This window comes from Streptomyces sp. Inha503 (assembly GCF_047215865.1).
Classification (GTDB): Bacteria; Actinomycetota; Actinomycetes; order Streptomycetales; family Streptomycetaceae; genus Streptomyces; species Streptomyces lycopersici.
In genome coordinates this window covers 11604191-11625838 of record NZ_CP178360.1, presented here as the reverse complement: position 1 = coordinate 11625838, position 21648 = coordinate 11604191, and the positions used below count along the sequence as shown (strand labels likewise).

The window sequence follows — 21648 nt, the reverse complement described above, 5'->3', positions numbered from 1 at the left end:
CCGCCTTCGACGTAAGGAAACACCTTGCCACAGCGCACCGTCATCGTCGCCTCTCAGGTCGGTCTGCATGCGCGCCCCGCGTCCGCTTTCACCCAGGCCGCCCTCAAGAGCGGCCTCCCCGTCTCGATCGCACGCGCCGGCGACCGGCCTGTCGACGCTGCGAGCATTCTGCAAGTGATGAGCATGGCAGTGAAGCACGGTGAGCAGGTCGTCGTATCTGCCGAGGGGCCCGACGCCGAACGAGTGCTTGACGACCTCGTCGCGGTCCTCTCCACAGACTTCGACACCGAGCAGTGACTGCCGTGGACACGGTGCCCGCAGAGTCGCACCCGCCGCCGGTCTCGGGAGTCGGCATAGGCGGCGGGGCCGATGGTGGTCCCGAGCGCGACGGCCCGGGCGCACGCCAACTCACGCCACCCGGCGGGGTATCGCCCCCCGGGTCGGCAGGGACACCACCGCCTCCCGCCGGATACTCGGTGACCCGCACGCTCTCCAACATGGAAGGCACGAAACAGGCCCGTCACCTGGGGAGGCGCGACCCCGCCGAGTGGCCCGCACGGCCGCGAGGAGCCCAAACGCACGCAGCGTCAGGTGCAAGCAATGGACGCCGATATGCGGCAGCGGCTCGCGGCCAAGCCGAAACTCGCGCAGACGAGCCGAGCGGCCAGTCCCATCCACGTCAAGGTGGCTGTGCACACCATCAAGAAGCACAAGAAGGACAACGCGGTCGGACCCAAACGGATCCGCAAGATGATCGACATTGTCAACGGCGCATACGGTGGTGCCCAAAGCAAAACGGCGACCAATACACGATTCCGGTTCAAACTCAAGAGCATGGACTGGACGGTCAACAAGAACTGGTACAAGGCCGAGCCCGACACCAAGGCCGAACGGGACATGAAGCGCGCCCTGCACCAGGGCAACGCCGCCACACTCAACATCTACCTCCTCGAGCCGGCCAACTACATGTGGGCCACCGGGCCCACGGACGCCCGCGAAAGCCTGAAGATGGACGGCGTCGTAATCATGCAGAGCTCTCTGTGGGGCGGTTCGCTCGAGGGCTCCGACCTCTGCGCCACCGGGTTCACCCGCGGACAGAACGATCGGATGGTCCTGTACTGGCTGGCCTACCGTCGATGAGTGACCAACCCGACTCCCCAGGGCAGCGGGCAGGAGGCACGGGCGCCTCCACCAGGCCGTGGTGGGGCTGACGTTCTTGTTCGGCTTCGAGTTGGGAGATCACATAGCGCCTGAGAGGGTAGCTCTCCCGGAGTGTCCCGTGGACCACACTGCGGTGATGGTCGAGCGGGAAGGCGTCAACGTCGACCGACGGCATGTCCTGACCCCGGACACGAGACCTACAGATTGTGGGGCTTTCCTTCACTTCCGTGGTTCGGCTTTGCGCAGTCCGGCCAGGCGGGACAGGGCGGCGAAGCCGTCCTCGGTACCGGGCCAGTGAACGCGTACAGCCTCGATCCCGGCCCGCCGGACGACGGACCGCAGGACGAAGGCGACGATGATGGCATCGTCGGCGTAGCCGATGACGGGCAGGAAATCGGGGATCAGGTCGATCGGCAGGGCCAGGTAGACCATCAGGAGGCCGAGCCGTACCCGCACACTGCGGGGCAGAGTACGGTCGGCGGCCAGGCGGCGTAGGAGCCGTACCAGGTCTGGCAGCAGCCGGATGGCCTCGGTGAGCAGGGTCCCCTTGGGGCGGATCAGCGCCAGCATGATCAGCAGGGCCAGCCACGCGGCGAGCAGGCCGGCGTCGTCGGCGATGTCCACCGTCAGCCGGCGCGCGGTGCCGCCATCGGCGCGGACGGAGGCGAGCAGGCGCGTGACCTGGCGGCGCACACCATCCCGGTCGGGCAGCAGACATACCGACTGCTGGAGGTGGAGCGCCCCCAGCGAGCGCAGCTTGCGCCACACCCGCACTCGCGTTGCCGATGGAGCGTCCGCGGTGCTCACCGACACCAGCAGAGGCTGGCGCGGACAGCTATCGTTCGCCGCCTTCATGGTCTTCGTCTTCGTCCTCGTGGTTGTCTTCGCGTTCCTCGTCATCGTCGCCCCGGGAGGGGCCGGTCGTGCTGGGACTGACTGACGGCGGTGGCGCGGTTGAGGCTTGCGGCGGGATGGGGTCGCCGGCGGGGTCCGTGGGCGCGGTGATGGAGGCTTCTCCTCCCGCGGGTTGCGTGCCGCCGGTTGAGAAGGACACGGTGTCGGTGACCATCGACATGGCGAGGAGCGAACCGGCGAGGACTACGGCGGCGACGGCTGCGGTGATGGCCGTGGCCTTGCGGTCGCCCAGGCGGTTCCAGAGAGACTCGCCCCTTGGCTCCCGGCCGTCGAGCTTGGCTCGTGGCTCTGTGGAGGTGCTGGTGGGCCATGCATCAGCGATGCCGAGAGGGGTCTCGTCGGGGGCGGCTCGCGCTTCATCGGAATGGCTGGCCGGTGATGCGGTTTCACCGCTTGTCACGCTGATGATGGCCGTGTCGTCCAGGTCATCGGGGACAGAAGACCGGCCTCGGGCTTCAGGATCGGGGGACACGTCTCCTCCTGGAGGTCAGTAGGACGAGGGCTGTGCGACAGGCTTGTGGAAGCGGGGAGAGGCGGCTGGGGAGAGGGCCGCTGGCTTCTGATGGTTTCGCCGGAGTCCCCGTGTGCCTGTGGTGGGTGCGGGGTGAGGAGGGTGCTGGGCTCGCTGACGGGTGGGGCGGTGTGGTGTTGCTCGGCGGGTCGGGCTCGGCGGGCCCGTGCCGTGATCAGCGCGGACATGGCGACGGCGGACAGTGCGGAGACGGCGCCGCCGAGGATGAGGCTGTAGCGGGCGCCGAGGGTGTCGGAGACGACGCCGACCAGGGGTGCTCCCAGGGGGGTGCCGCCGAGGAGGACGAGGAGGTAGACGGACAGGATGCGGCCCCGGAGGGCGGGGTCGGCGTGGAGTTGGGTCATGGCGTTGGCGGTGGTCGTCACGGTCACCGAGGCGAGGCCCGTGGGGATGAGGAGGGCCATGAAGGTGGCGTAGTCCGGCATGAGTCCGACGGCTGCTTCCAGGAGGCCGAAGACGACGGTGGACATCACCAGGCGGTGGGCGGTGGGTGGTTTGCGTCTGCCCGCACCACGGACCGCGCCGATCAGGCTGCCCACGGCGTAGGCCGCGGACAGGTAACCGTAGGCGGCGGCGCCGGAGTTGAAGACGGTGATGGCGACCAGGGAGATGGTGACCTGGAAGTTCAGTCCGAAGGTACCGACGAAGGCGACGACGGTGATCGGCAGTAGCAGGTCCGGAGTTGCTCTGATGGCGCGGAAGGCGTCGGCCAGGCGGGCGTTGCCGCGTTTGGACTGGCGGGGAGCGTGCAGTTCGTCGGGGCGGATGGTGATCGGCCCGTAGAGCACGGCGAGGTAGGAGGCGGTGTTGGTCAGGAACACCGGTCCGGTTCCGGCGGCGGCGACGGCCAGGCCCGCCACGGCGGGGCCGAGGATGCGGGCGACGTTGAACTGGGCGGAGTTCAGGCTGACCGCGTTGGGGAGGCGTTCTCTGCTGACCAGTTCGGAGACGAAGGCGTTGCGGGCCGGGGAGTCCAGGGCGGTCGCCGTGCCCAGGATGAAGGCCAGGACGTACACGCTCCCCACGTTCACCGCTCCGGTGACCGTCAGGACGCCCAGGAGCAGGGATTGCAGGCCCATGGCGGTCTGTGTGATCAGCAGGAGGCGGCGCTTGGCGAAACGGTCGGCGATGACGCCGCCCGAGAGCCCGAAGAGGGTCTGGGGCAGGAACTGGAGCGCGGTCAGGATGCCCACCGCGCCGCCGCTGTTTCCGGTGAGTTGGAGGACCAGAAGGTCCTGGGCCGCACGCTGCATCCAGGTGCCGACGTTGGAGACAAGCTGTCCGGCCAGATAGCGGCGGAAATTGCGGGCCCCGAGCGTGGCGATGGCCTCGCTCGGGGCCCGCCGCTTGCCGCCCTTGCGGACGCGCCGGTGCTTGCCACCCCTGTCGGGCGTGGCAAGGGCCTCGCGCAGGGTGCGTACCCTGTCGCTGCCGCGGAGTTGGCGGTGCTCGGTCATGGTCTTCTACGGGTGGGAGGCGGCGGGTACGGGCGCGTGGTCCAGGTGGTGGAAGGCCGGGGCAGGGTGCATGAGGAACTGTTGGTGGGAGATGTTCCAGGCGTAGGCGCCGGCCATGGCGAACGCGACCCGGTCACCGGTGCGCAGACGTCCCACCGGGACGCGGCGTGCCAGGACGTCCTTGGGGGTGCACAGCTGCCCGACCAGGGTGACGGGCTCGTCGTGGGCCTCCGGCCGGTCCCAGGCCCGGCTCCACGCATCGGCGGGGAGGATCCGGAACGGCTGGTTGTGCTGCTTGGTGGCCGGGGTGCGCAGGTGGTGGGTGCCGCCGCGCAGGACGGCGAACGCCTGGCCGTGGCTGCGCTTGAGGTCGAGGACTTCGGTGACGTACCAGCCGCAGTAGACGGTGACCGAGCGACCGGGTTCGATCCGCAGGGTCAGGCCGGGGTGGCGGGCCAGGAGCCGGCCGAGCCCGGCGCCGAAGGCCGCCCAGTCGAACTTCTGGTCGGGGTGGGCGTAGTCGACGCCCATGCCGCCGCCGATGTTGATTTCGGCCAGTTCGATGCGGTGGGCGTGTGCCCAGTCGCGGGCCCAGGCCAGGACGTCGCCGGCCAGGGAGAGGTGGGCGGTGGCGTCCAGGCCGCTGGCGAGGTGGACGTGGATGCCGCGCAGCCGGATCCGGTGGTCGGCGGCGATGATCGCCAGGCACCGGTCGAGGTCGGCAGGGTCCAGGCCGAAGGGGCTGGGCTGTCCTCCCATGGCGAGTGCCACCGGGCCGAGGGCGATGGGCAGGTTGACCCGCAGCAGGATGTCCACGGTGCGCCCGCCCAGCAGGGTGGTGAGCAGGCGCAGCTCCTGCTCGCTCTCGATGTGCAGCCGTTCCACACCCGTGTCCAGAGCCTGGGTGAGTTCACGGGGGGTCTTGCCGGGGCCGCCGAACGCGATCGGTGTGCCGGGGAAGAGCCCGCGGATGTGGCGCAGTTCTCCACCCGAGGCGACTTCGAAGCCGTCGACGTGTTCGCTGAGCGCGCTCAGCAGCTCGGGGTCGGAGTTGGCCTTGGCCGCGTACAGCACTTCCACGCGTTCGGGCAGGGCGGCGCGGATGGCGCGGGCGTGTTCGCGTAAGGCGTGCAGGTCGTAGACGTAGGCGGGCAGGTCCTCGCCGGCCAGGCCGTCGATGTGGCGCACGATTCCGTCCCTCATCGGGTCACCTCCGGGACTGCATCGCGGGTCACCTTGCGGGGGAAGTCGGCGCCGAGCGGGCTGGGCAGGGGAACGTATCCGGCGTTCCGGTCGGCCTGACGGGACCAGCGCAGCAGAAGGTTGGCCTTGGCCGGCAGCGGTACGCCCGAGAGCAGGGCGCGCAGCCGGGGCGGGTCGCCCGCGGAGCGTGCGTAGGTTTCGAGGTGGTCGTGGACCAGTCCCCACAGGGCGGGCTCAAGGGTGGGGTCGGTGTCGGCGAGGGCGGCGAGCACTTCGGCGGTGTGGTTGACCAGAAGGCAGTAGGCGACGCGGTTCCAGCCGCGTTCTGCGTCGTAGGTGAGCGGGCCGCGGACGTCCTCGGGCAGGTCCGCGAGCGCCTGGCGGTGGTGGTCGGGGAGGAGCTTGGTGCCTTCCAGGTCGCGGAAGAGCATCTGGGCCGGGGTGCCGTCGTCGCGGACTCCGACGACGACATTCTGTAGATGCGGTTCCAGGACCACGCCGTGGGTGAAGTAGGCGGTCAGCACGGGTGGGAGCAGCAGGCCGAGGTAGGCGTCCCACCAGGCGAGGGCGTCGCCGTCGCCGCGAGCGAGCAGGTGGGAGACATGGGCGGCGCTGGTGGGGTGTTCGTCCGCGACCGCGGCGGCGAGCAGTGGGGTCACGCCGGGCCGGAGGTGGCCGCGCAGGCCGGTTCGTACGATGACGCCGAAGCCCTCCAGCAGGGCGGTGTCGTCGCCGAGGGCGATGGTGCGGAAGCCGGGCTCGGCGAGCAGCGCACACCCCGGATGGTCGTCGCCGATCCGGCTGAAGAGCGGCCCCAGCAGCTGGTTGAGGGCGACGGCGCCGGACAGCTCGTAGCTGGCGTTCTTGCGGACGCAGTTGGTCAGGCGCACGTTCAGGCTGAACTTCAGGAACGTGTCGGCCTCCGGCTGGTACAGGGTGCGCACGGATGCGGTGGGCGCGAAGTGGGGGCCGGTGATACCGGTGTCGACGATGTCCCCGGCGGCGATCGCCGCGCGCAGCCCGGGGTGGCCGCCCAGCATCCGGTACTGCCAGGGGTGCACGGGAAGGGTGGCGAAGCCGGGGCGGTCCGACGGCTGGTGCAGCGCGTCCAGCTGCCGCAGATCGCCTTCTTCGCGTACGAGGTGGCGGCGGACGGCCAGGTAGCGCAGCGGGAAGCGGGTTCCGGTCTCCGGACCGTATTCCAGCCAGTCCTCCGGCTCGCCGGTGCGGGCCTTGGGCGTGGGGTGGAAGCGATGGCCGAAGACCAGGGACTGTTCCGACTCCAGGTACGGGTCCGTCGGCGGGGTCCGGTCGGCGCGCTGTTCCAGCACGGCGCGGATGGTCTCGCGGCTGTCGGTGACCTGGTCCAGGAACTCCTCGTTGGCGATGCCGGTGCGCAGCTCCAGCTCGTCCTGGAGGTATCCGGCCAGTTCCCGCCAGCTCACGGTGGTCCAGGTGGTGCCGTCGTACCGCTGGACCGGGCCGGTGAACCGGTGCGCTCCGATCAGCGAGACGCGGCGCAGCGGGACGCGCAGCAGGATGTCGCGGCGGGGTAACCGCAGCAGCAGGGTGTCCTGGTCGACGGTGACCTGGCGTTCCGGTGCCGACACCTCGCGGATGAGGCAGTTGAGCAGGGTGTGCGCGGTGACGTCGTCCGCGGTCGGGGCATGACTGCCGGTCGGCGCGGCGGACGTGGTGGTACTGGGGGCGGGCATGCGGTGCGGCTCCAGTGCGTGCGTCGGGGCGAGGGGGTGTTGGGGAATCACGGGCGTCAGCGGTGGCGGGCCATGGGGTTGGGGACGGGGATCCACCGCGCCGTACCGGGGTTGTCGGCCAGCCGCATGGCGATGGTCGCCTTCAACGGCAGCGTGTCGGCGAAGAAGGCCGCGGCGTCGCCGGTGGTGGTGGTGGGCAGCTCGCCGTAGACGTGTCGGCCCACTTTCGCCACCGCCGCCCACAGGTCCTCGGGATCGGCGCCGCGGGTACGGGACAGGACGTCGACCAGTTCGCTGAAGACCCCGCTGAGCAGGCCCCCGAACAGCTTCGTGCGCAGGGCGTTCTCGTCGTCCCCGGCCCGGCTGCCGGCCAGCGGCGGCAGGGTGAAACCGTGGGCCGCCAGCCTGCCGGGGTGGATCCGAACCCCGTCAAGATCGCGGTAGAGCACCCGTACTGGCCGCCCCTCCCGCAGGGCGACGAGGGTGTTCTGGCCATGGGCCTCCAGCGCCACGCCCATGGACAGCAGCGTGAGGGCCGGGGGAAGGACGAGCCCGGCGAAGTCCGACAGCCAGCGCACCGGATCTCCTGCCACGACGGTGGCCCCGGTGGCGTGCACGGCGGTGAGCGGTACGGCGATCTCGCCGGGCTCGAGGTGGCGTTCGCTGGACTCACGGACCATCGCCGCCAGGCTCGACGACGGTTCACCGTTCACGCGTACGGTGCCGCCGCCGAGTTCGCGCAGCACCCGCAGGCTCTCGCCGTACCCGGCCTTGTCCACGACCGCCGAGACCAGCTCGGACAGCGGCGGCCCGTCGGCGACCTCGACCGGGGAGATGGTGCGCCGGTAGTTGGTGACCTGCACATCCAGGGCGGTCTTGATGTGACAGCCCGGCAAGGCATTCTGCGGCGCGAGCGTGCGCATGGACAGCAGTGGCCGGGCCGAGATCGTACGGCCCTCCATCACCATGAGGTCGGTGTGATGGACCGCGACGTGGTCGCGCTGCCAGGGGTGGAGCGGCATCAGGAACGTGTCGCCATCGCGCAGCTCGGACGGCCAGTCCCCCGTGCCCTGCCAGCGGCTCGCGGGAACCGCGAGCAGGGCCAGCTCGACCATCGGATGGTGTTCGGGCGCGTAGGCGAGCACCTCGGCCACGGACAGGCCGGTGCGGGTGCGGCAGCACGGGTGCTGCGGATGGCCGTCGGTCACAGCCTGCTCGGCGTCGGCCGAGTCCTCCATGGCGCGCGTGGTGGTGTCGGCGTGCGCGGCGCGGGCGAGGGCGAGGTTGGCCACGCTGTTGTCGAGTTCGGCGGCCAGCCGCTCCACGGATGCGGTGCGCCGCCCCAGGGCATCCAGGAGACGGGCCGGGTCGGTGACCGGCCCATCGGGGCCGGTCACGGTGAAGTCCTCCGGGATGATGGCGAAGCGGTCGGCTACGGATGACGGGGCGGTGAGCCGGGTTCCGTCCTCCAGGGTGATGACCAAGGTGTCCGCCTCGTGCCGCCGGCCCGTGATACCCGGAATGGGCTCGCGGGATAAGGCTCCCCATAGCCGGCCGAGCACCGTCGCCCGGGCACCCGGGAGGTGAACGGTGAACGGCTCGACCAGGTCAGGGCGGATCCGGCGTAGTTCATCGATCGTCGCTTGTGGCATGGGCACCGTCCGGTTGAGCAGAGGAGAAAGGAGAAGGCCGGAAAACCGTTGTGGTCGGTGACGCCATGCGGCGGCAATAACCGGGGAATTCTCACGATGGGCCGTTCACCATCAAGAGCGGCGCATACGAATTCCGCAGGTTTCCCGTGCTGTCATCGACGTTACGGGAGGCGGAGTAAACACCGTTCCAGCGCACACACAGCGTCGAAGTAAGAACCATCAAGCGTTTCAGTCGATCTGCCGTCCGCGGCGGAAAGCAGGGGGCACCGCCGATGGGCTGTATCAGGGCTGCTGGCGCCCATGGGAGCCGTTCGCCATCCGTCGGGTGAGTAAATGGACCGGCGGTAGGCGTTGAAGATTCTTATCAGAGTCCTAACTCCACGCTGTCACAACGCTGGGTATCCGCTGTAGCGCCCGGTTCTAAGGTTTTTGCATCGACAGACACCGAACCGCGGCGGTCAGCTCGCCCACTGGAAATGACCGCATGCCTTTCCTGGAGGACTTTATGAATGCCAAGATCCGCGCGCTTGCCGTCATCCCGGCCGTCGCCCTGATGTTCTCGCTCGCCGCCTGCGGCGGTTCGGACTCCAAGGATGACGCGAAGGACACAGCGGCCACTGCCTCCGCCCCGGCCGATGCCGGGGCGGCCGAAGGCGGCGAGGCCGGTGACGAAGCCGGTGACGAGGCCGGTGACGAGGCCGGTGAGAAGAAGGAGCCGCCGCTGACCGGCGCGCTCAAGGAGAAGGCCGAGAAGGCGGCCCTGGCCGCACACCCCGGCACCGTCCTGAAGTCGGAGGAGGACCAGGAGAACCCCGGCCTCTACGCGGTCGAGGTGCAGAAGTCCGACGGTACGGCCATAGAGGTCTACCTCGACAAGAGCTTCAAGGTCGTCAAGACCAAGGAGGAAGGCACCGAGGAGAACGAGGGCTGACACAGCTCGGCAAGCCTCGCGGGCCGTCGGCCGGCAGCTATGGCTGAACCGATCGACGGCCCCGCGCCGCCGTGTCCAACAGATCCCGTATCGCCGACATCGACTCGTGAGAGGTTCCGGTGATTTCGCCACCCGGCAGACCTGAAGTCTGTGAACCTGTCGACATGCGTGTCTTGCTCATTGAGGATGACGACCGAGTGGCCGGACCGGTGATGGAAGGGCTGAACCGCTTCGGGTTCACCGTGGACCATGCCCGTACCGGCGCCGACGGACTGGCCGCCGACCCGTCAGAGATGGTGCTGCTGGACCTGGGGCTGCCCGACATGGACGGCATCGACGTCTGCCGGGCCCTCAGACTCCGCTCGCATGTGCCCATCATCATGATCACTGCCAGGAGCGACGAAGTCGACCGGGTACTCGGCCTCGAACTCGGCGCGGATGACTACCTCTCGAAGCCCTTCGGAGTACGGGAATTGGTCGCGCGTATCCGTGCCGTCACCCGACGCGCCCGGCCCACCGCCCCGGAGGCCGACCAGGAGGCATCAAGTGCTGCGAACGGGCTGGCCAGCGGGGTCCAACACCTGGGCCCGCTGATCATCGACCGTCGCGCCCGCCAGGTGACCCTGCATCAGGCGCCGGTGGCCCTGGCCCCCAAGGAGTTCGACCTGCTGGCCTATCTCGCCCAAGACCCCGGTGCTGTCTGCTCCCGTCAGCAGATCCTCGACACCGTCTGGGAGCCCAACTACTTCGGCCCCACCAAAACCCTCGACGTCCACGTCGCCGCACTGCGCCGCAAACTGGGCGACTCCTCCTGGATCGACAACATCCGCAGCATCGGCTACCGCCTCACCCCGCCCCCCGAAGCATCCGACCCCAGCTCTCCCGAGCACAGCGGAAACGCCCTATGACACGCCGCCTCCTCCTGAGCTACCTCAGCCTGATACTGCTGGTACTGCTCTGCCTCGAGGTGCCATTCGGCTACGTGTACGCCCGCGGAGAGACGTCGAGGTTCGGCAACAGCGGCCAGCAGGGCGCGGTGATGCTCGCCGAGGTCCTGGAGGAGAAGGTCGAGGAGGAGGCGGCTTCCGACGTGCCGCAAGTGGCGGCCGGTTTCGCCCGCCGCACCGGCAGCCACGTGATCGTCGTCGACAGCATGGGAAAGGTGCTGACGGACTCCCGCAACACCGTCGCCACCGGCACGGACCTCTCCGGCGAGCCCGACATCGCCACCGCACTGGGCAACAGATCCACCACCGGCACCCGGCAGGACCCGGTCCTGGGCGGTGAAGCGTTCGTCGCCACCATGCCGGGAAGCTCCGGCACCACAGTCCGCTGTGTCGTACGCGTCACCTACCCTCTCGGAGGGCTGACCGAGAAGATCCGTGACGCCTGGCTGGTGCTGGCCGCCGTCGGGGTCGGCGTCCTGGCCGCCGTCGCCCTGATCGCCTTCGCCCTCGCCCGCTGGATCACCCGCCCCGTCCGGGCCCTCGAACGTGCCACCACTCAGCTGGCCAATGGCGACATCAAAGATCCCCCCGCCACCAACCTCGGCCCACCCGAGCTCCGACAGCTCGCTTCCTCCTTCACCGACACCGCCTCCCGTCTGCAACATCTGCTGCGCGCCCAGGAGGCGTTCGCCTCCGAAGCGTCCCACCAGCTGAAGACGCCACTGACCTCACTGCGTCTGCGTCTTGAGAACTTCGAGCCCTACCTCGACCCCCGCGCCCAGGGCAGCCTCGACGAGGCCGTGGGCGAAGTGGAACGGCTCGGCCGCATGGTGCAAGGTCTGCTCGCCCTGGCCCGGCTGGAGAGCTCGGCCACCACCCCCGAACCCACCGACCTGGACACCGTCGTCGCCGACCGGGCGGCCATGTGGACCGCCTTCGCCGCCGAACACCTCGTCGACATCGCGGTCACCGGCCCGAGCGTCGGTCAGGTATGGGCGGTGCCAGGCGCTCTGGAACAGATCATCGACAACCTGCTCTCCAACGCACTGCGGATCTCACCCCCCGGATCCGTCATCACCCTCGCGAAAACCCCGGTGGGCGAGGATCCCCGCGCCCCGGCGCAGGTCACGCTGCACGTGATCGACCAGGGCCCCGGCATGAACGAGAGCGAACGGCAGCGCGCGTTCGACCGCTTCTGGCGCGCCGCCGACGCCTACCACGACGGCACCGGACTGGGCCTGCCCATAGTCCAGCAGCTCACCCGCGCCGGCGGCGGCGACGTCACCCTGGACGCCGCACCCGGCGGCGGCCTGGACGCCCTTGTCCGCCTCAAACCGGCCGACGCCCACCGCCCACCGTCCACTCGCCGCCCACGTGCCGCCACCCGCGCCCGACACGAGGCCACACCGCCCGCACGGACGGGCTGAAGTCTTCGGGACCACGGGCTCAGGCGCGCGTCACGCGTCCTTGCACGGACCGGTGCGCGGCCGCTTTCCGTTCCAGCGGTGCTGTTACGCAAGTGGGCCGGCAAGGGAGCCGAACTGTTGGTGCTCCGCCACGAGAACACGGTGCTACGCAGGCAGCTTGCCGTACGAGTGGGCGGAGGGGTTGTGCTTCGCGGCGCTGTCCTCGCTGATGGCTCGGCCGCGCTGAGGACAGGTCGGCGCTCCGGCCGGCGCGAGGGAACCCGCGCCGCAGCGGGCCGACATGACATGAGCTCCGGGGTCTTCGCCGGCACGGTGATCGTCCGCACGACGGAACGCCGGCCCACCCCTCACGGACCTGCTCGTCGGGACAGGCCCGTCAGGCGCTGGCGCGGGTGACCAGGCGGGTGGGCAGGATCAGCGGGGTGGGATCCTGTCCGCTGATGAGTGCGACGAGCATGCGCGCCATCTCCCGGCCGAGAGCCGCTATGGGCTGATGGACGGTGGTGAGGGGCGGATCGGCGATCTGGGCGACGGCCAGGTCGTCGAAGCCGACCACTGCGACGTCGACGGGGACCACCCGGCCTGCCTCGCGCAACGCGCGCAGCGCTCCCGCGCCCATGTTGTCGTTGGCGGCGAACACCCCGTCCACGTCGGGGTGGTTCGCCAGCAGTGCGGCCATGGCGGCGGCTCCGCTGGGCTCGGTGAAGTCCCCCTCCTGCGGCGGGAGCGGATCGAGGCCGGCCGCCAGCATGGCATCCCGGTATCCGCGGTACCGGGCGCGTCCGACCTCGGTGTCCAGACGCCCGCAGATCGCGGCTACGCGAGTCCGGCCGCGCGAGACCAGGTACTCGGTCGCCTCGCGCGCTCCACCGACGTTGTCGACGTCCACGTACCACCGGGGAGTTGTACCGACCGGGCGTCCGCCGAACACGACGGGCATCTCCGCCTCCTCGGCCATACGGGCCAGCGGATCGTGCTCACGCAGCGCCATCAGCATGGCGCCGTCGGCGCCCTTGGACCGGAGGAGCTCCCCCACCCGCTCGCGGCTCCGGTCGGAAGCGGCCAGGCACAGCATCAGATGCAGATCGGCCTCCTCCAGAGCGGCCGACGCTCCCACGATCACCTGGGCGAAGAACGGATCCGCGAAGATCGACGGGTCCTCCCCGGAGACGACCAGGGCGGCCGCTCCTGTCTGGCGGGTGGCCAGAGCGCGGGCGGTCGGATTGGGTACGTAACCGAGTTGCCGGACGGCCCGCTCGACCGCCTCGCGTTTGGCACGGCTGACGTGCGGTGCGTTGTTGATCGCGCGGGACGCCACGGAGCGGGAGACGCCGGCGAGTTCGGTCACCTCGTCGAGCGTCGGCTGCCGACGGGGCGCGTCTTCCGCCATGAGTCATGAGCCCTTCCCTCTCGATCGGACGGGATGCGTCTCCCCCGGCTCATGCCGCTGCCACCCGCCGGTGGGCGACGGAGGACGGGTACGGAGCCCTCAGGGACCGGAGGACTGGGAGCGCCCTGGGAGCGCCCTGGGAGCGCTTCCAATTATGGGACTGTAGAGCCTTGTCCTCGCCCTGTGAAGGGCGAGTTGTACGTCGACCCTTGACAGCTTGACCAGCCAGCAACACCATACCGACCACACCCCAGGTGCTCTCGGTGCTGTTGGGAGCGCTTCCACTGGGAGCGCTCCCAATACTCACTACCGAACTTTGGCCCTGTCGTCCCTGCCGGAGAGTCGTCGGCACAAGGGGGCGTTGTACCACCGCACTTCCTCAGCGCGTCGCTCGCTCATGACCAAGAGCGTCCGGCACATCCCTGTCAGGAAACCGAGGTACAGTCATGCGCCACAGACTCCGCGCCCTGATGACAGCGCTCTTCGCTCTGCCGCTGGCGCTCGCCATCGCACCGTCCGCCCACGCGGCCGACCCGACCACCATGACCAACGGGTTCTATGTGGACCCCGACTCCAGCGCGAAGAGGTGGGTCGCCGCCAACCCCGGCGACGGCCGGGCGCCCGCGATCAACGCCTCCATCGCCAGTACCCCGATGGCCCGCTGGTTCGGCTCCTGGAGCGGCACCATCGGCACCGCCACCGGCGCGTACGTGGGCGCCGCGGACCATGGGGACAAACTGCCCATCCTCGTCGCCTACAACATATACAACCGCGACTACTGCGGCGGGCACTCCGCGGGCGGGGCCGCTTCGCCGTCCGCCTACGCGACCTGGATCGCCCAGTTCGCCGGCGGGATCGCCAACCGCCCGGCTGTCGTCATCCTCGAACCGGACTCCCTCGGGGACTACGGTTGCATGACCCAGGCTCAGATCGACGAACGCGAGGGCATGCTCACCGGCGCCCTCACCCAGTTCAGCCGCCAGGCCCCCAACACCTGGGTCTACCTCGACGCCGGCAACCCGGGCTGGGCGGACCCGGCGACCATGGCCCGGCGCCTCCACGAAGCCGGCCTTCGACAGGCCCACGGCTTCTCCCTCAACGTCTCCAACTACTTCACCACGAGCGAGAACACCGCCTACGGCAACGCCGTCAACAGTGAACTCAACGCCCGCTACGGCTACACCAAGCCATTCGTCGTCGACACCAGCCGTAACGGCAACGGCTCCAACGGCCAGTGGTGCAACCCCTCAGGCCGCCGCATCGGCACCCCCACCCAGCTGGGCGGAGGCGCCGAGATGCTCTTGTGGATCAAGGCCCCGGGCGAGTCCGACGGCAACTGCGGTGTCGGAGCCGGCTCCTCGGCCGGACAGTTTCTCCCCGAGGTCGCCTACAAGATGGTCTACGGCTACTGATCCAGTACTCCCGTGGCCTGGCTCCTCCCCGCCCCGCGACCGGGCCACGGGCACCGTCCGCCACGCCCCGGCCACGAAGTCCTACGCGGACCCTGTCCCGCTCGGAAATACGATTCTGGGTCTGGCCCGCAGCTTCCCCATTCCGGTGCTGCCCGCGAATCTCGCGAAAGGTATTGACGCCGCTCACCGGTCCCCTACCATCCAGATTGCTCGACACTTCGACCCTTGTTCGATATCACGAACACAGCACAGCTGCTCCACTCGCACAGCAGGACACTTCCGGGCCACGCCGCCGGAACGACCGAGCCGCAAGGAGCACGCCACACATGCGCATGTCATGGTCGCGTCAGCCCTTCCCTCGTCGCGCGCCAGCCGCCGCCACCGGCCGCGTCCGGGGACCCACCTCCACTGCCACGGTCCAGCTCGACCACCCCGCGACGCGGGACGGCGAACGGGCCGGACTCTCGCTACCGCACAACCCTCCGCGTGGATCGGTGTCAAGCGCGAGGGCGGAACGAGCCGGGTGGTGGAGGTCAGCAGGTTGACCATGGACAGCAACCGGCATCGTCCCGCGCGAGCCCCGGTCTCGATCGGACCTCGAACGGCTCGCGGATGAGGGTCACCGTGCGGCGAGCTTCCACCACGACGAACCCGTCCGGAAACCTCCGACGGGGCCAGCCGGAACCACTTACTCAAGAATCAAGAGGTCCTCATGCGCGAAGGAACTTTCAACCGCAAACGTCTATCTGTGATGCTCGGCGCCTCGGTTGCGGCCCTGGCCTCGTTGGCGGCGACGCTCGTCGCCAACCCGGCTCAGGCGGCCACCAGCGCGTGTTCTCTTCCATCGACGTACCGGTGGACGTCGACGGGCGTGTTGGCGCAGCCTGCCAACGGGTGGGTCTCACTGAAGGACTTCACCAACGTGGTGTACAACGGCAAACACCTGGTCTACGGGTCGAACGTGTCGGGATCGTCTTACGGCTCGATGAGGTTCAGTCCCTTCACGAACTGGTCGGACATGGCGTCGGCCGGCCAGACCGGGATGAGCCAGGCCGCGGTGGCGCCCACGCTGTTCTACTTCGCGCCCAAGAACATCTGGGTGCTGGCGTACCAGTGGGGTGCGTGGCCCTTCATCTACCGCACGTCGAGCGACCCCACCAACCCCAACGGCTGGTCCTCGCCGCAGCCGCTGTTCACCGGTAGCATCTCCGGCTCCGGCACCGGCCCGATCGACCAGACCCTGATCGGTGACGGCCAGAACATGTACCTGTTCTTCGCCGGTGACAACGGCAAGATCTACCGAGCGAGCATGCCGATCGGGAATTTCCCGGGCAGCTTCGGCTCGTCGTACACGACGGTCATGAGCGACTCGACGAACAACCTGTTCGAGGGTGTGCAGGTCTACAAGCTCCAGGACCAGAACCAGTACCTCATGATCGTTGAGGCGATCGGTGCGAGGGGGCGTTACTTCCGCTCGTTCACGGCCTCCAGCCTGAACGGTTCGTGGACCCCGCAGGCCAGCAGCGAAAGCAACCCCTTCGCGGGCAAGGCCAACAGCGGTGCCACCTGGACCAACGACATCAGCCACGGTGACCTGGTCCGCAACAACCCCGACCAGACCATGACCGTCGACCCCTGTAACCTGCAATTCCTCTACCAGGGCAAGTCCCCCTCCGCCGGCGGTCCCTACGACCAACTGCCCTGGCGGCCGGGCGTCCTTACCTTGCAGCGCTGACCTCGCGCTTTCCTCGGGTGGGCCACCCGCCTGTGGGCACCCCGCCGCCCGCGCGGGTGCGCCTCGGGCGGTGGTCCGACCCGCGGCAGGCCAGATGGGCGAAACGGCCCCCGGGGAATCCGGCGGGCCGTCACATTCAATCGAGCCCGGCGTCTCGTCCTCCACGGTGCCGGGTTATCCAGCGGCTGGGGCCGCTGCTCGCGCTGGCGCCCGTTTCCCGCCCGGCCGATGCCCCGAGCGGATGTGGATCGTGGACGGCACCTCAAGGAGGACGACAAGGCCGAGCACCGCAGGGTCCGTACCCGCGTGGAACACGTCATCGGCCGGATGAAGAACTACAAGATCCTCCGCGACTGCCGCCGGCGCGGCGACACCCTCCACCACGCGGCCCAGGCCGTCGCCCACATGCACAGCCACCGCTCCAGCCGGCGCAGGGCACCGACACGCTGTTCTGATCTCCGTGGGGCTGCTGTTCGCGCCGAACGCGGTGACGCCAGCAGGCGTCCGGAACCTGACTGGCCTGGCTGTCGAGGATGAATCGGGTGGCTGTCTCGGTCAGGAGGGGCGCCCGCCTACGGGTGGTTCCAGGGGCCCGGAACGCCACGGCGGGCTGACCAGCGCAAAAGAAACATGGGATGGATCGGCTTCCGATTGAGGCAGACATGCCTATTGACAGTGTGAACGACCGGTGGAATCACTATGGGACATGGGATGTCTGAGGGTGCGGACACGGCACTCTCTGTCCCCTTCCTCACATATTCAAGGAGCAGAATGCAGCTTTCATCTGTTTCGCTCCGGAGCCCTGCGGCTCGTCAACCACGCTTACCGACGGTCGCCTCAGTATGCGTGATGGCACTACTGACCATGTTGCCGGCGGCCGGGCCGACATGGTCGGCATCGGCGCCGGCAGTGACAGCTCCCCTGGTGAGCTCGGCGTCGGGGCGGTGTCTGGATGTCAAGGGCAACGCCGACACGCTGGGAACGGCGTTGGACATCTGGGACTGCAACCACCAGGCGAATCAGCTGTTCGAGTTCACGTCGGCGGGTGAGCTGAGGACGATGAGCGGCACCCGGTGCGTGGACACCCGCGACAGCCAGACGGCTCCGGGAACCCCGGTGATCATTTGGTCGTGCGACGGGCGGTCGACCCAGATGTGGCGGCAGAACTCCGACGGGTCCATCACCGGCGTCCAGTCCGGCTTATGCCTGGACGTCAACGGGGCGGGCACCAGCAACGGCACCGCGGTCATCCTGTGGGCCTGCAATGGCCAAAGCAACCAGAAGTGGAGCACACCGACACTTCCGCCCGGGTCCGACGGGTCCGGACCGTGCGACATCTACTCCGGGGGCGGTACGCCGTGCGTGGCCGCGCACAGCACGGTGCGGGCGCTCTACGGTTCGTACAGCGGCAGCCTCTACCAGGTCAGGCGCTCCTCGGACAACGCGACCAGGGACATCGGCGTGCTGGCGCCCGGTGGCTTCGCCAACGCGGCGGCGCAGGACTCGTTCTGCGCGGGTACCTCGTGCGTGATCACGGCGGTCTACGACCAGTCCGGACACGGCAACGACCTGTGGTACCAGGGATCGGCCCAGGTCCCGGGATCGAGTCAGAGCAGCCCCGCGAAGGCGACCTCCGAGTCGCTGACCGCCGGGGGCACCAAGGCGTACTCGCTGTATATCAACCCCGGGAACAGCTACTGGCGGGACGGTCATCTGACGGGCGTGCCGACCGGTGCCGCGCCCGAAGGGGCGTACATGGTGACCAGCGGCACCCATGTCAACAGCGGCTGCTGCTTCGACTACGGCAATAGTGAGACGGACAGGAAGGCCGACGCCGCCGGGGCGATGGACGCGATCAACTTCGGTACCGAGTGCTGGTTCGGCGGCTGCTCGGGAAGCGGACCCTGGGTGCAGGCCGATCTCGAATGGGGCCTGTACTCCGGAGGCAGCCAGTCCTGGAACCCCAACCAGCGGGCCTTCCCCAGCAAGTTCGTCACCGCGATGCTCAAGAACGACGGGACGTCGAGATTCGCCCTCAAGGGCGGCAACGCACAATCCGGTGGCCTGACCACCTTGTGGAACGGTGGGCTTCCCAGTGGTTACAGCCCCATGAAGAAACAAGGAGCCATCGTCCTGGGAAGCGGCGGCGACTGCTGCAAGCCCGGCGGCGGGGCCAACCTGAGCGCCGGCACCTTCTACGAAGGAGCCATTGTCGCCGGCTACCCCTCCGATGCGACCGACAACGCGGTACAGGCCAACGTCACGGCGGCCGGCTACCGCTGAGCTCCTTTCACACCCGCGGGAGGTGGCAGCCCCCGTCCAGCACGCGCGCCGCAACGCAGCGGCGCCCCACCGCAGGAGGAACGGATGAGGACGAGAGCGAGACCCGGCCGTCTGGCAGCCGCCCTACCACGCGCGGTACCAGGTGCTCGTCAGCGACATCTACGGCGCGAACGGCGGCCGGCCGTCGAACACGAGGTACCCGTGCGACAACGGCGACTGCTCCAACTGGGTCGGCTTCACGCGTTCACCCCGGACCGCAACGACCGCGACCCTTCATCCTCCGCTGACCGCGGCTGAACGGACGCCCGTCCGCGAGCGGTCTCCGGCAACCGTGGAGCCACGGCCACCACGAGCAGCACGAGTCGCACGAGTCGCACGAGTCGCACGAGCACAGCACAGCACAGTCACCGCGCCCCATGGCCGGACCGGCGGCCACGGGACGCCTCCGACCTGCGAAAGGAACCGACCGTGTCAGCATTCAGACGGCTGTTCCGGCGTCTGCGCGCCTCGACGGCCGTGCTCACCGGCCTCGTCCTGGCCGCCGGCGGCCTCGTCGGCACGGCTGCCGTGCCGGCCCAGGCGGCCACCTCCATCACGATCAACGGCGCGTCCGGCGGCCGCACCTTCGACGGCGTCGGCGCGATCAGCGGCGGGGGCGGCAACAGCAGACTCCTGATCGACTATCCCGAGCCCGAGCGCGGCCAGGTCCTCGACTACCTGTTCCGGCCCGGCTACGGTGCCTCCCTCCAGATCCTCAAAGCGGAGATCGGCGGCGACACCAACTCCACCTCGGGGGCCGAGCCGAGCCACCAGCACACCCGGTCCGACCTGAACTGCGACCGGGGCTACGAATGGTGGCTGATGGAACAAGCCAAAGCGCGCAACCCGGACATCAAGCTGTACGGACTCGCCTGGGGCGCGCCCGGCTGGATCGGCGGCGGGAACTTCTGGTCCACCGACATGATCAACTACCTGCTCTCGTGGCTGGGCTGCGCCAAGCAGCACGGGCTGACCATCGACTACCTCGGCGGGTGGAACGAGCGAGGCTACAACGTCTCCTGGTACGAGCAGTTGCGCAGCGCGCTCAACAGCAACGGCTACGGCAGCACCAAGGTCGTCGCGGCGGACTCCGACTGGGCCGTGGCGAACGACGTCAACTCCAACCCCGCGTTCGCCGCCGCGGTGGACATCATCGGCACGCACTACCCCTGCGGCTACCGGTCGTCCCAGTCCAACTGCTCGGTGCCATCGGCCGCCACATCGTCCGGCAAGCAGCTGTGGGCCAGCGAGAACGGCTCGGACGACTACAATGCGGGAGCCCCGGCCGTGGCCCGCGGCATCAATCGCGGATACATCGACGGCCGGATGACCGCGTATCTCAACTGGCCGGTGGTCGCCGCGCTCACACCCAACCTGCCGTACCCCACCATGGGGCTCGCCCTGGCCGCGCAGCCGTGGTCCGGGCACTACAGGATCGGCAAGAACGCCTGGGTAATGGCGCAGACCAGCCAGTTCACCAGCCCGGGGTGGAAGTACCTCGACGCCTCCAGCGGCTACATCGGCGGCAACCGGAACAACGGCAGCTACGTCTCACTGAAGTCCAAGAACAACTCCGACTACTCCACGGTCATCGAGACGATGGACGCCGGCGGCGCCCAGACGCTGAACTTCACCGTCGCCGGGGGGCTGTCCACCGGAACCGTCCACGTCTGGTCGACCGACGTCAACTCCAACAACCCGGCCGACTACCTCGTGCACGCCACAGACATCACGCCGTCCGGCAACGGTTTCAGCCTGACCGTGCGGCCCGGTCGCGTCTACACCCTGACCACCACGACCGGTCAGGGCAAGGGCACCGCCACCGGCCCTGCCCAGGACACGATGGATCTGCCGTACACCGACTCCTTCGACAGCTACGCCACCGGCACCGAGGCCAAGTACCTCATGGACTGGCAGGGCGCCTTCGAAGAGGTGGGCTGCGGCGGCGGTCGCGGCGGCAAGTGCGTGCGCCAGATGAGCCCGCAGAAACCGATCACCTGGGACGCGCTGTCCGATCCGCACGCCTTGCTCGGTGACGTGGGCTGGAGCAATTACACCGTCTCGTCCGACGTGATGCTCGAACAGCCCGGATACGCCGAGCTGATCGGCCGTGCAGGCGCACAGGACTACAACAGCACAGGCGGGCTCAACGCCTACCACCTGCGAGTGAGCGACACCGGGGCCTGGTCGATCCTGAACTCCAACACCGGCGGCAACGTCTCCGTCCTGGCCCGCGGCACGACCGCGGCACTGGGCACCAACCGGTGGCACACCCTGGCCCTCACCTTCTCCGGCACCACCATCACCGCCGTCATCGACGGTTCCACGGTCGGTTCCGTCAACGACCGCACCTGGGCCGGCGGGCAGATCGGCTATGCGACCAGCCAGGGCGAGACGGCACAGTTCGACAACCTGTCCATCACCCCCGGCAGCGGCGGCAACGGCGGCACGACCGGCGCGATCGTCGGGGTCGGTTCCGGGCGCTGCGTGGACGTACCGAACCAATCGCAGACGGACGGCACCCAGGTGGAGCTGTGGGACTGCAACGGCGGCAGCAACCAGCAGTGGACGAACACCTCGGACGGTGAGCTGCGGGTGTACGGCAGCTACTGTCTGGACGCCGCGGGCCAGGGCACCACCCCCGGTACCAAGGTGGACATCTGGGACTGCGACGGCGGCGGCAACCAGAAGTGGACGCTCCACGCCGACGGCACGATCACCGGTGTCCAGTCCGGCCTGTGCCTGGATGCCACCGGCGCGGGAACGGCCAACGGCACCTTGCTCCAGCTCTGGACTTGCAACGGCAGCAACAACCAGAAGTGGACGCGCGACTGATCCGGTGACCGGCC

General features: G+C 69.0%; 15 protein-coding genes and 3 pseudogenes. 11 read left to right on the top strand and 7 right to left on the bottom strand.

Annotated features, from left to right (window positions below):
• Positions 1-24 precede the first annotated feature (24 nt).
• Positions 25-297, top strand: a complete 273-nt coding sequence (locus tag ACJX2R_RS47895) for an HPr family phosphocarrier protein (RefSeq protein WP_413105268.1) — start codon at positions 25-27, stop codon at positions 295-297.
• Positions 298-600: 303 nt separating this feature from the next.
• Positions 601-1140 carry a hypothetical protein gene (locus ACJX2R_RS47890; protein WP_413105267.1) on the top strand — a complete coding sequence of 180 codons (540 nt, stop codon included), beginning with the start codon at positions 601-603 and terminating at the stop codon, positions 1138-1140.
• Between the two features lie 240 nt (positions 1141-1380).
• Here the strand turns inward: ACJX2R_RS47890 and ACJX2R_RS47885 are convergent, their stop codons facing one another.
• The 6 genes from ACJX2R_RS47885 to ACJX2R_RS47860 are packed head-to-tail and all read right to left on the bottom strand — an operon-like array spanning position 1381 to position 8635.
• Positions 1381-1974, bottom strand: coding sequence for a DUF1232 domain-containing protein (locus tag ACJX2R_RS47885; protein ID WP_413105266.1), 594 nt, complete (start codon positions 1972-1974; stop codon positions 1381-1383).
• A gap of 22 nt (positions 1975-1996) precedes the next feature.
• Entirely contained in the window at positions 1997-2476 is a 480-nt protein-coding gene (locus tag ACJX2R_RS47880; protein ID WP_413105265.1) for a hypothetical protein, read from the bottom strand.
• On the bottom strand, positions 2473-4065 hold the full coding sequence (locus ACJX2R_RS47875) for an MFS transporter (RefSeq protein ID WP_413105264.1): 1593 nt from the start codon (positions 4063-4065) through the stop codon (positions 2473-2475). Before ACJX2R_RS47875 ends, ACJX2R_RS47880 begins: the two co-directional genes overlap by 4 nt.
• A 6-nt stretch (positions 4066-4071) precedes the next feature.
• Positions 4072-5268 (bottom strand): type III PLP-dependent enzyme, encoded by a 1197-nt coding sequence (locus ACJX2R_RS47870; RefSeq protein ID WP_413105263.1) that lies wholly within the window; start codon positions 5266-5268, stop codon positions 4072-4074.
• On the bottom strand, positions 5265-6983 hold the full coding sequence (locus ACJX2R_RS47865) for an IucA/IucC family protein (RefSeq protein ID WP_413105262.1): 1719 nt from the start codon (positions 6981-6983) through the stop codon (positions 5265-5267). The genes ACJX2R_RS47870 and ACJX2R_RS47865 overlap by 4 nt, the downstream gene beginning before the upstream one ends.
• Before the next feature lie 56 nt (positions 6984-7039).
• A complete protein-coding gene (locus ACJX2R_RS47860; RefSeq protein WP_413105261.1) occupies positions 7040-8635 on the bottom strand; it encodes an IucA/IucC family protein in 1596 nt (531 codons plus the stop codon).
• A gap of 505 nt (positions 8636-9140) precedes the next feature.
• Here ACJX2R_RS47860 and ACJX2R_RS47855 point away from each other — a divergent pair.
• From ACJX2R_RS47855 to ACJX2R_RS47845, 3 genes are all read left to right on the top strand, one after another.
• Positions 9141-9566 carry a PepSY domain-containing protein gene (locus tag ACJX2R_RS47855; RefSeq protein WP_413105260.1) on the top strand — a complete coding sequence of 142 codons (426 nt, stop codon included), beginning with the start codon at positions 9141-9143 and terminating at the stop codon, positions 9564-9566.
• 164 nt (positions 9567-9730) lie between these two features.
• Positions 9731-10474: a response regulator transcription factor gene (locus ACJX2R_RS47850; protein WP_413105259.1), complete on the top strand. Its 744-nt coding sequence runs from the start codon at positions 9731-9733 to the stop codon at positions 10472-10474.
• A complete protein-coding gene (locus tag ACJX2R_RS47845; protein ID WP_413105258.1) occupies positions 10471-11940 on the top strand; it encodes a sensor histidine kinase in 1470 nt (489 codons plus the stop codon). Before ACJX2R_RS47850 ends, ACJX2R_RS47845 begins: the two co-directional genes overlap by 4 nt.
• A gap of 376 nt (positions 11941-12316) precedes the next feature.
• Here the strand turns inward: ACJX2R_RS47845 and ACJX2R_RS47840 are convergent, their stop codons facing one another.
• A complete protein-coding gene (locus ACJX2R_RS47840; RefSeq protein ID WP_262697883.1) occupies positions 12317-13330 on the bottom strand; it encodes a LacI family DNA-binding transcriptional regulator in 1014 nt (337 codons plus the stop codon).
• A 446-nt stretch (positions 13331-13776) separates the two neighbouring features.
• Between ACJX2R_RS47840 and ACJX2R_RS47835 the strand changes: the two genes are divergently transcribed.
• The 6 genes and pseudogenes from ACJX2R_RS47835 to ACJX2R_RS47810 all read left to right on the top strand — a co-directional run bounded on the left by ACJX2R_RS47835 (position 13777) and on the right by ACJX2R_RS47810 (position 21634).
• The gene (locus ACJX2R_RS47835) at positions 13777-14742 is read left to right on the top strand and encodes a glycoside hydrolase family 6 protein (RefSeq protein ID WP_413105257.1); all 966 of its coding nucleotides are present in this window, start codon (positions 13777-13779) and stop codon (positions 14740-14742) included.
• Positions 14743-15122: 380 nt separating this feature from the next.
• A pseudogene (locus tag ACJX2R_RS47830) lies at positions 15123-15301 on the top strand (xylosidase); the annotation flags it as partial.
• Positions 15302-15574: 273 nt separating this feature from the next.
• A pseudogene (locus ACJX2R_RS47825) lies at positions 15575-16477 on the top strand (non-reducing end alpha-L-arabinofuranosidase family hydrolase); the annotation flags it as partial.
• Positions 16478-16741: 264 nt separating this feature from the next.
• Positions 16742-16891 (top strand): annotated as a pseudogene (locus ACJX2R_RS47820) (transposase); the annotation flags it as partial.
• Positions 16892-17326: 435 nt separating this feature from the next.
• Positions 17327-18760, top strand: a complete 1434-nt coding sequence (locus ACJX2R_RS47815) for an arabinofuranosidase catalytic domain-containing protein (RefSeq protein ID WP_413105256.1) — start codon at positions 17327-17329, stop codon at positions 18758-18760.
• A gap of 468 nt (positions 18761-19228) precedes the next feature.
• The gene (locus ACJX2R_RS47810) at positions 19229-21634 is read left to right on the top strand and encodes a ricin-type beta-trefoil lectin domain protein (RefSeq protein WP_413105255.1); all 2406 of its coding nucleotides are present in this window, start codon (positions 19229-19231) and stop codon (positions 21632-21634) included.
• Positions 21635-21648 lie beyond the last annotated feature (14 nt).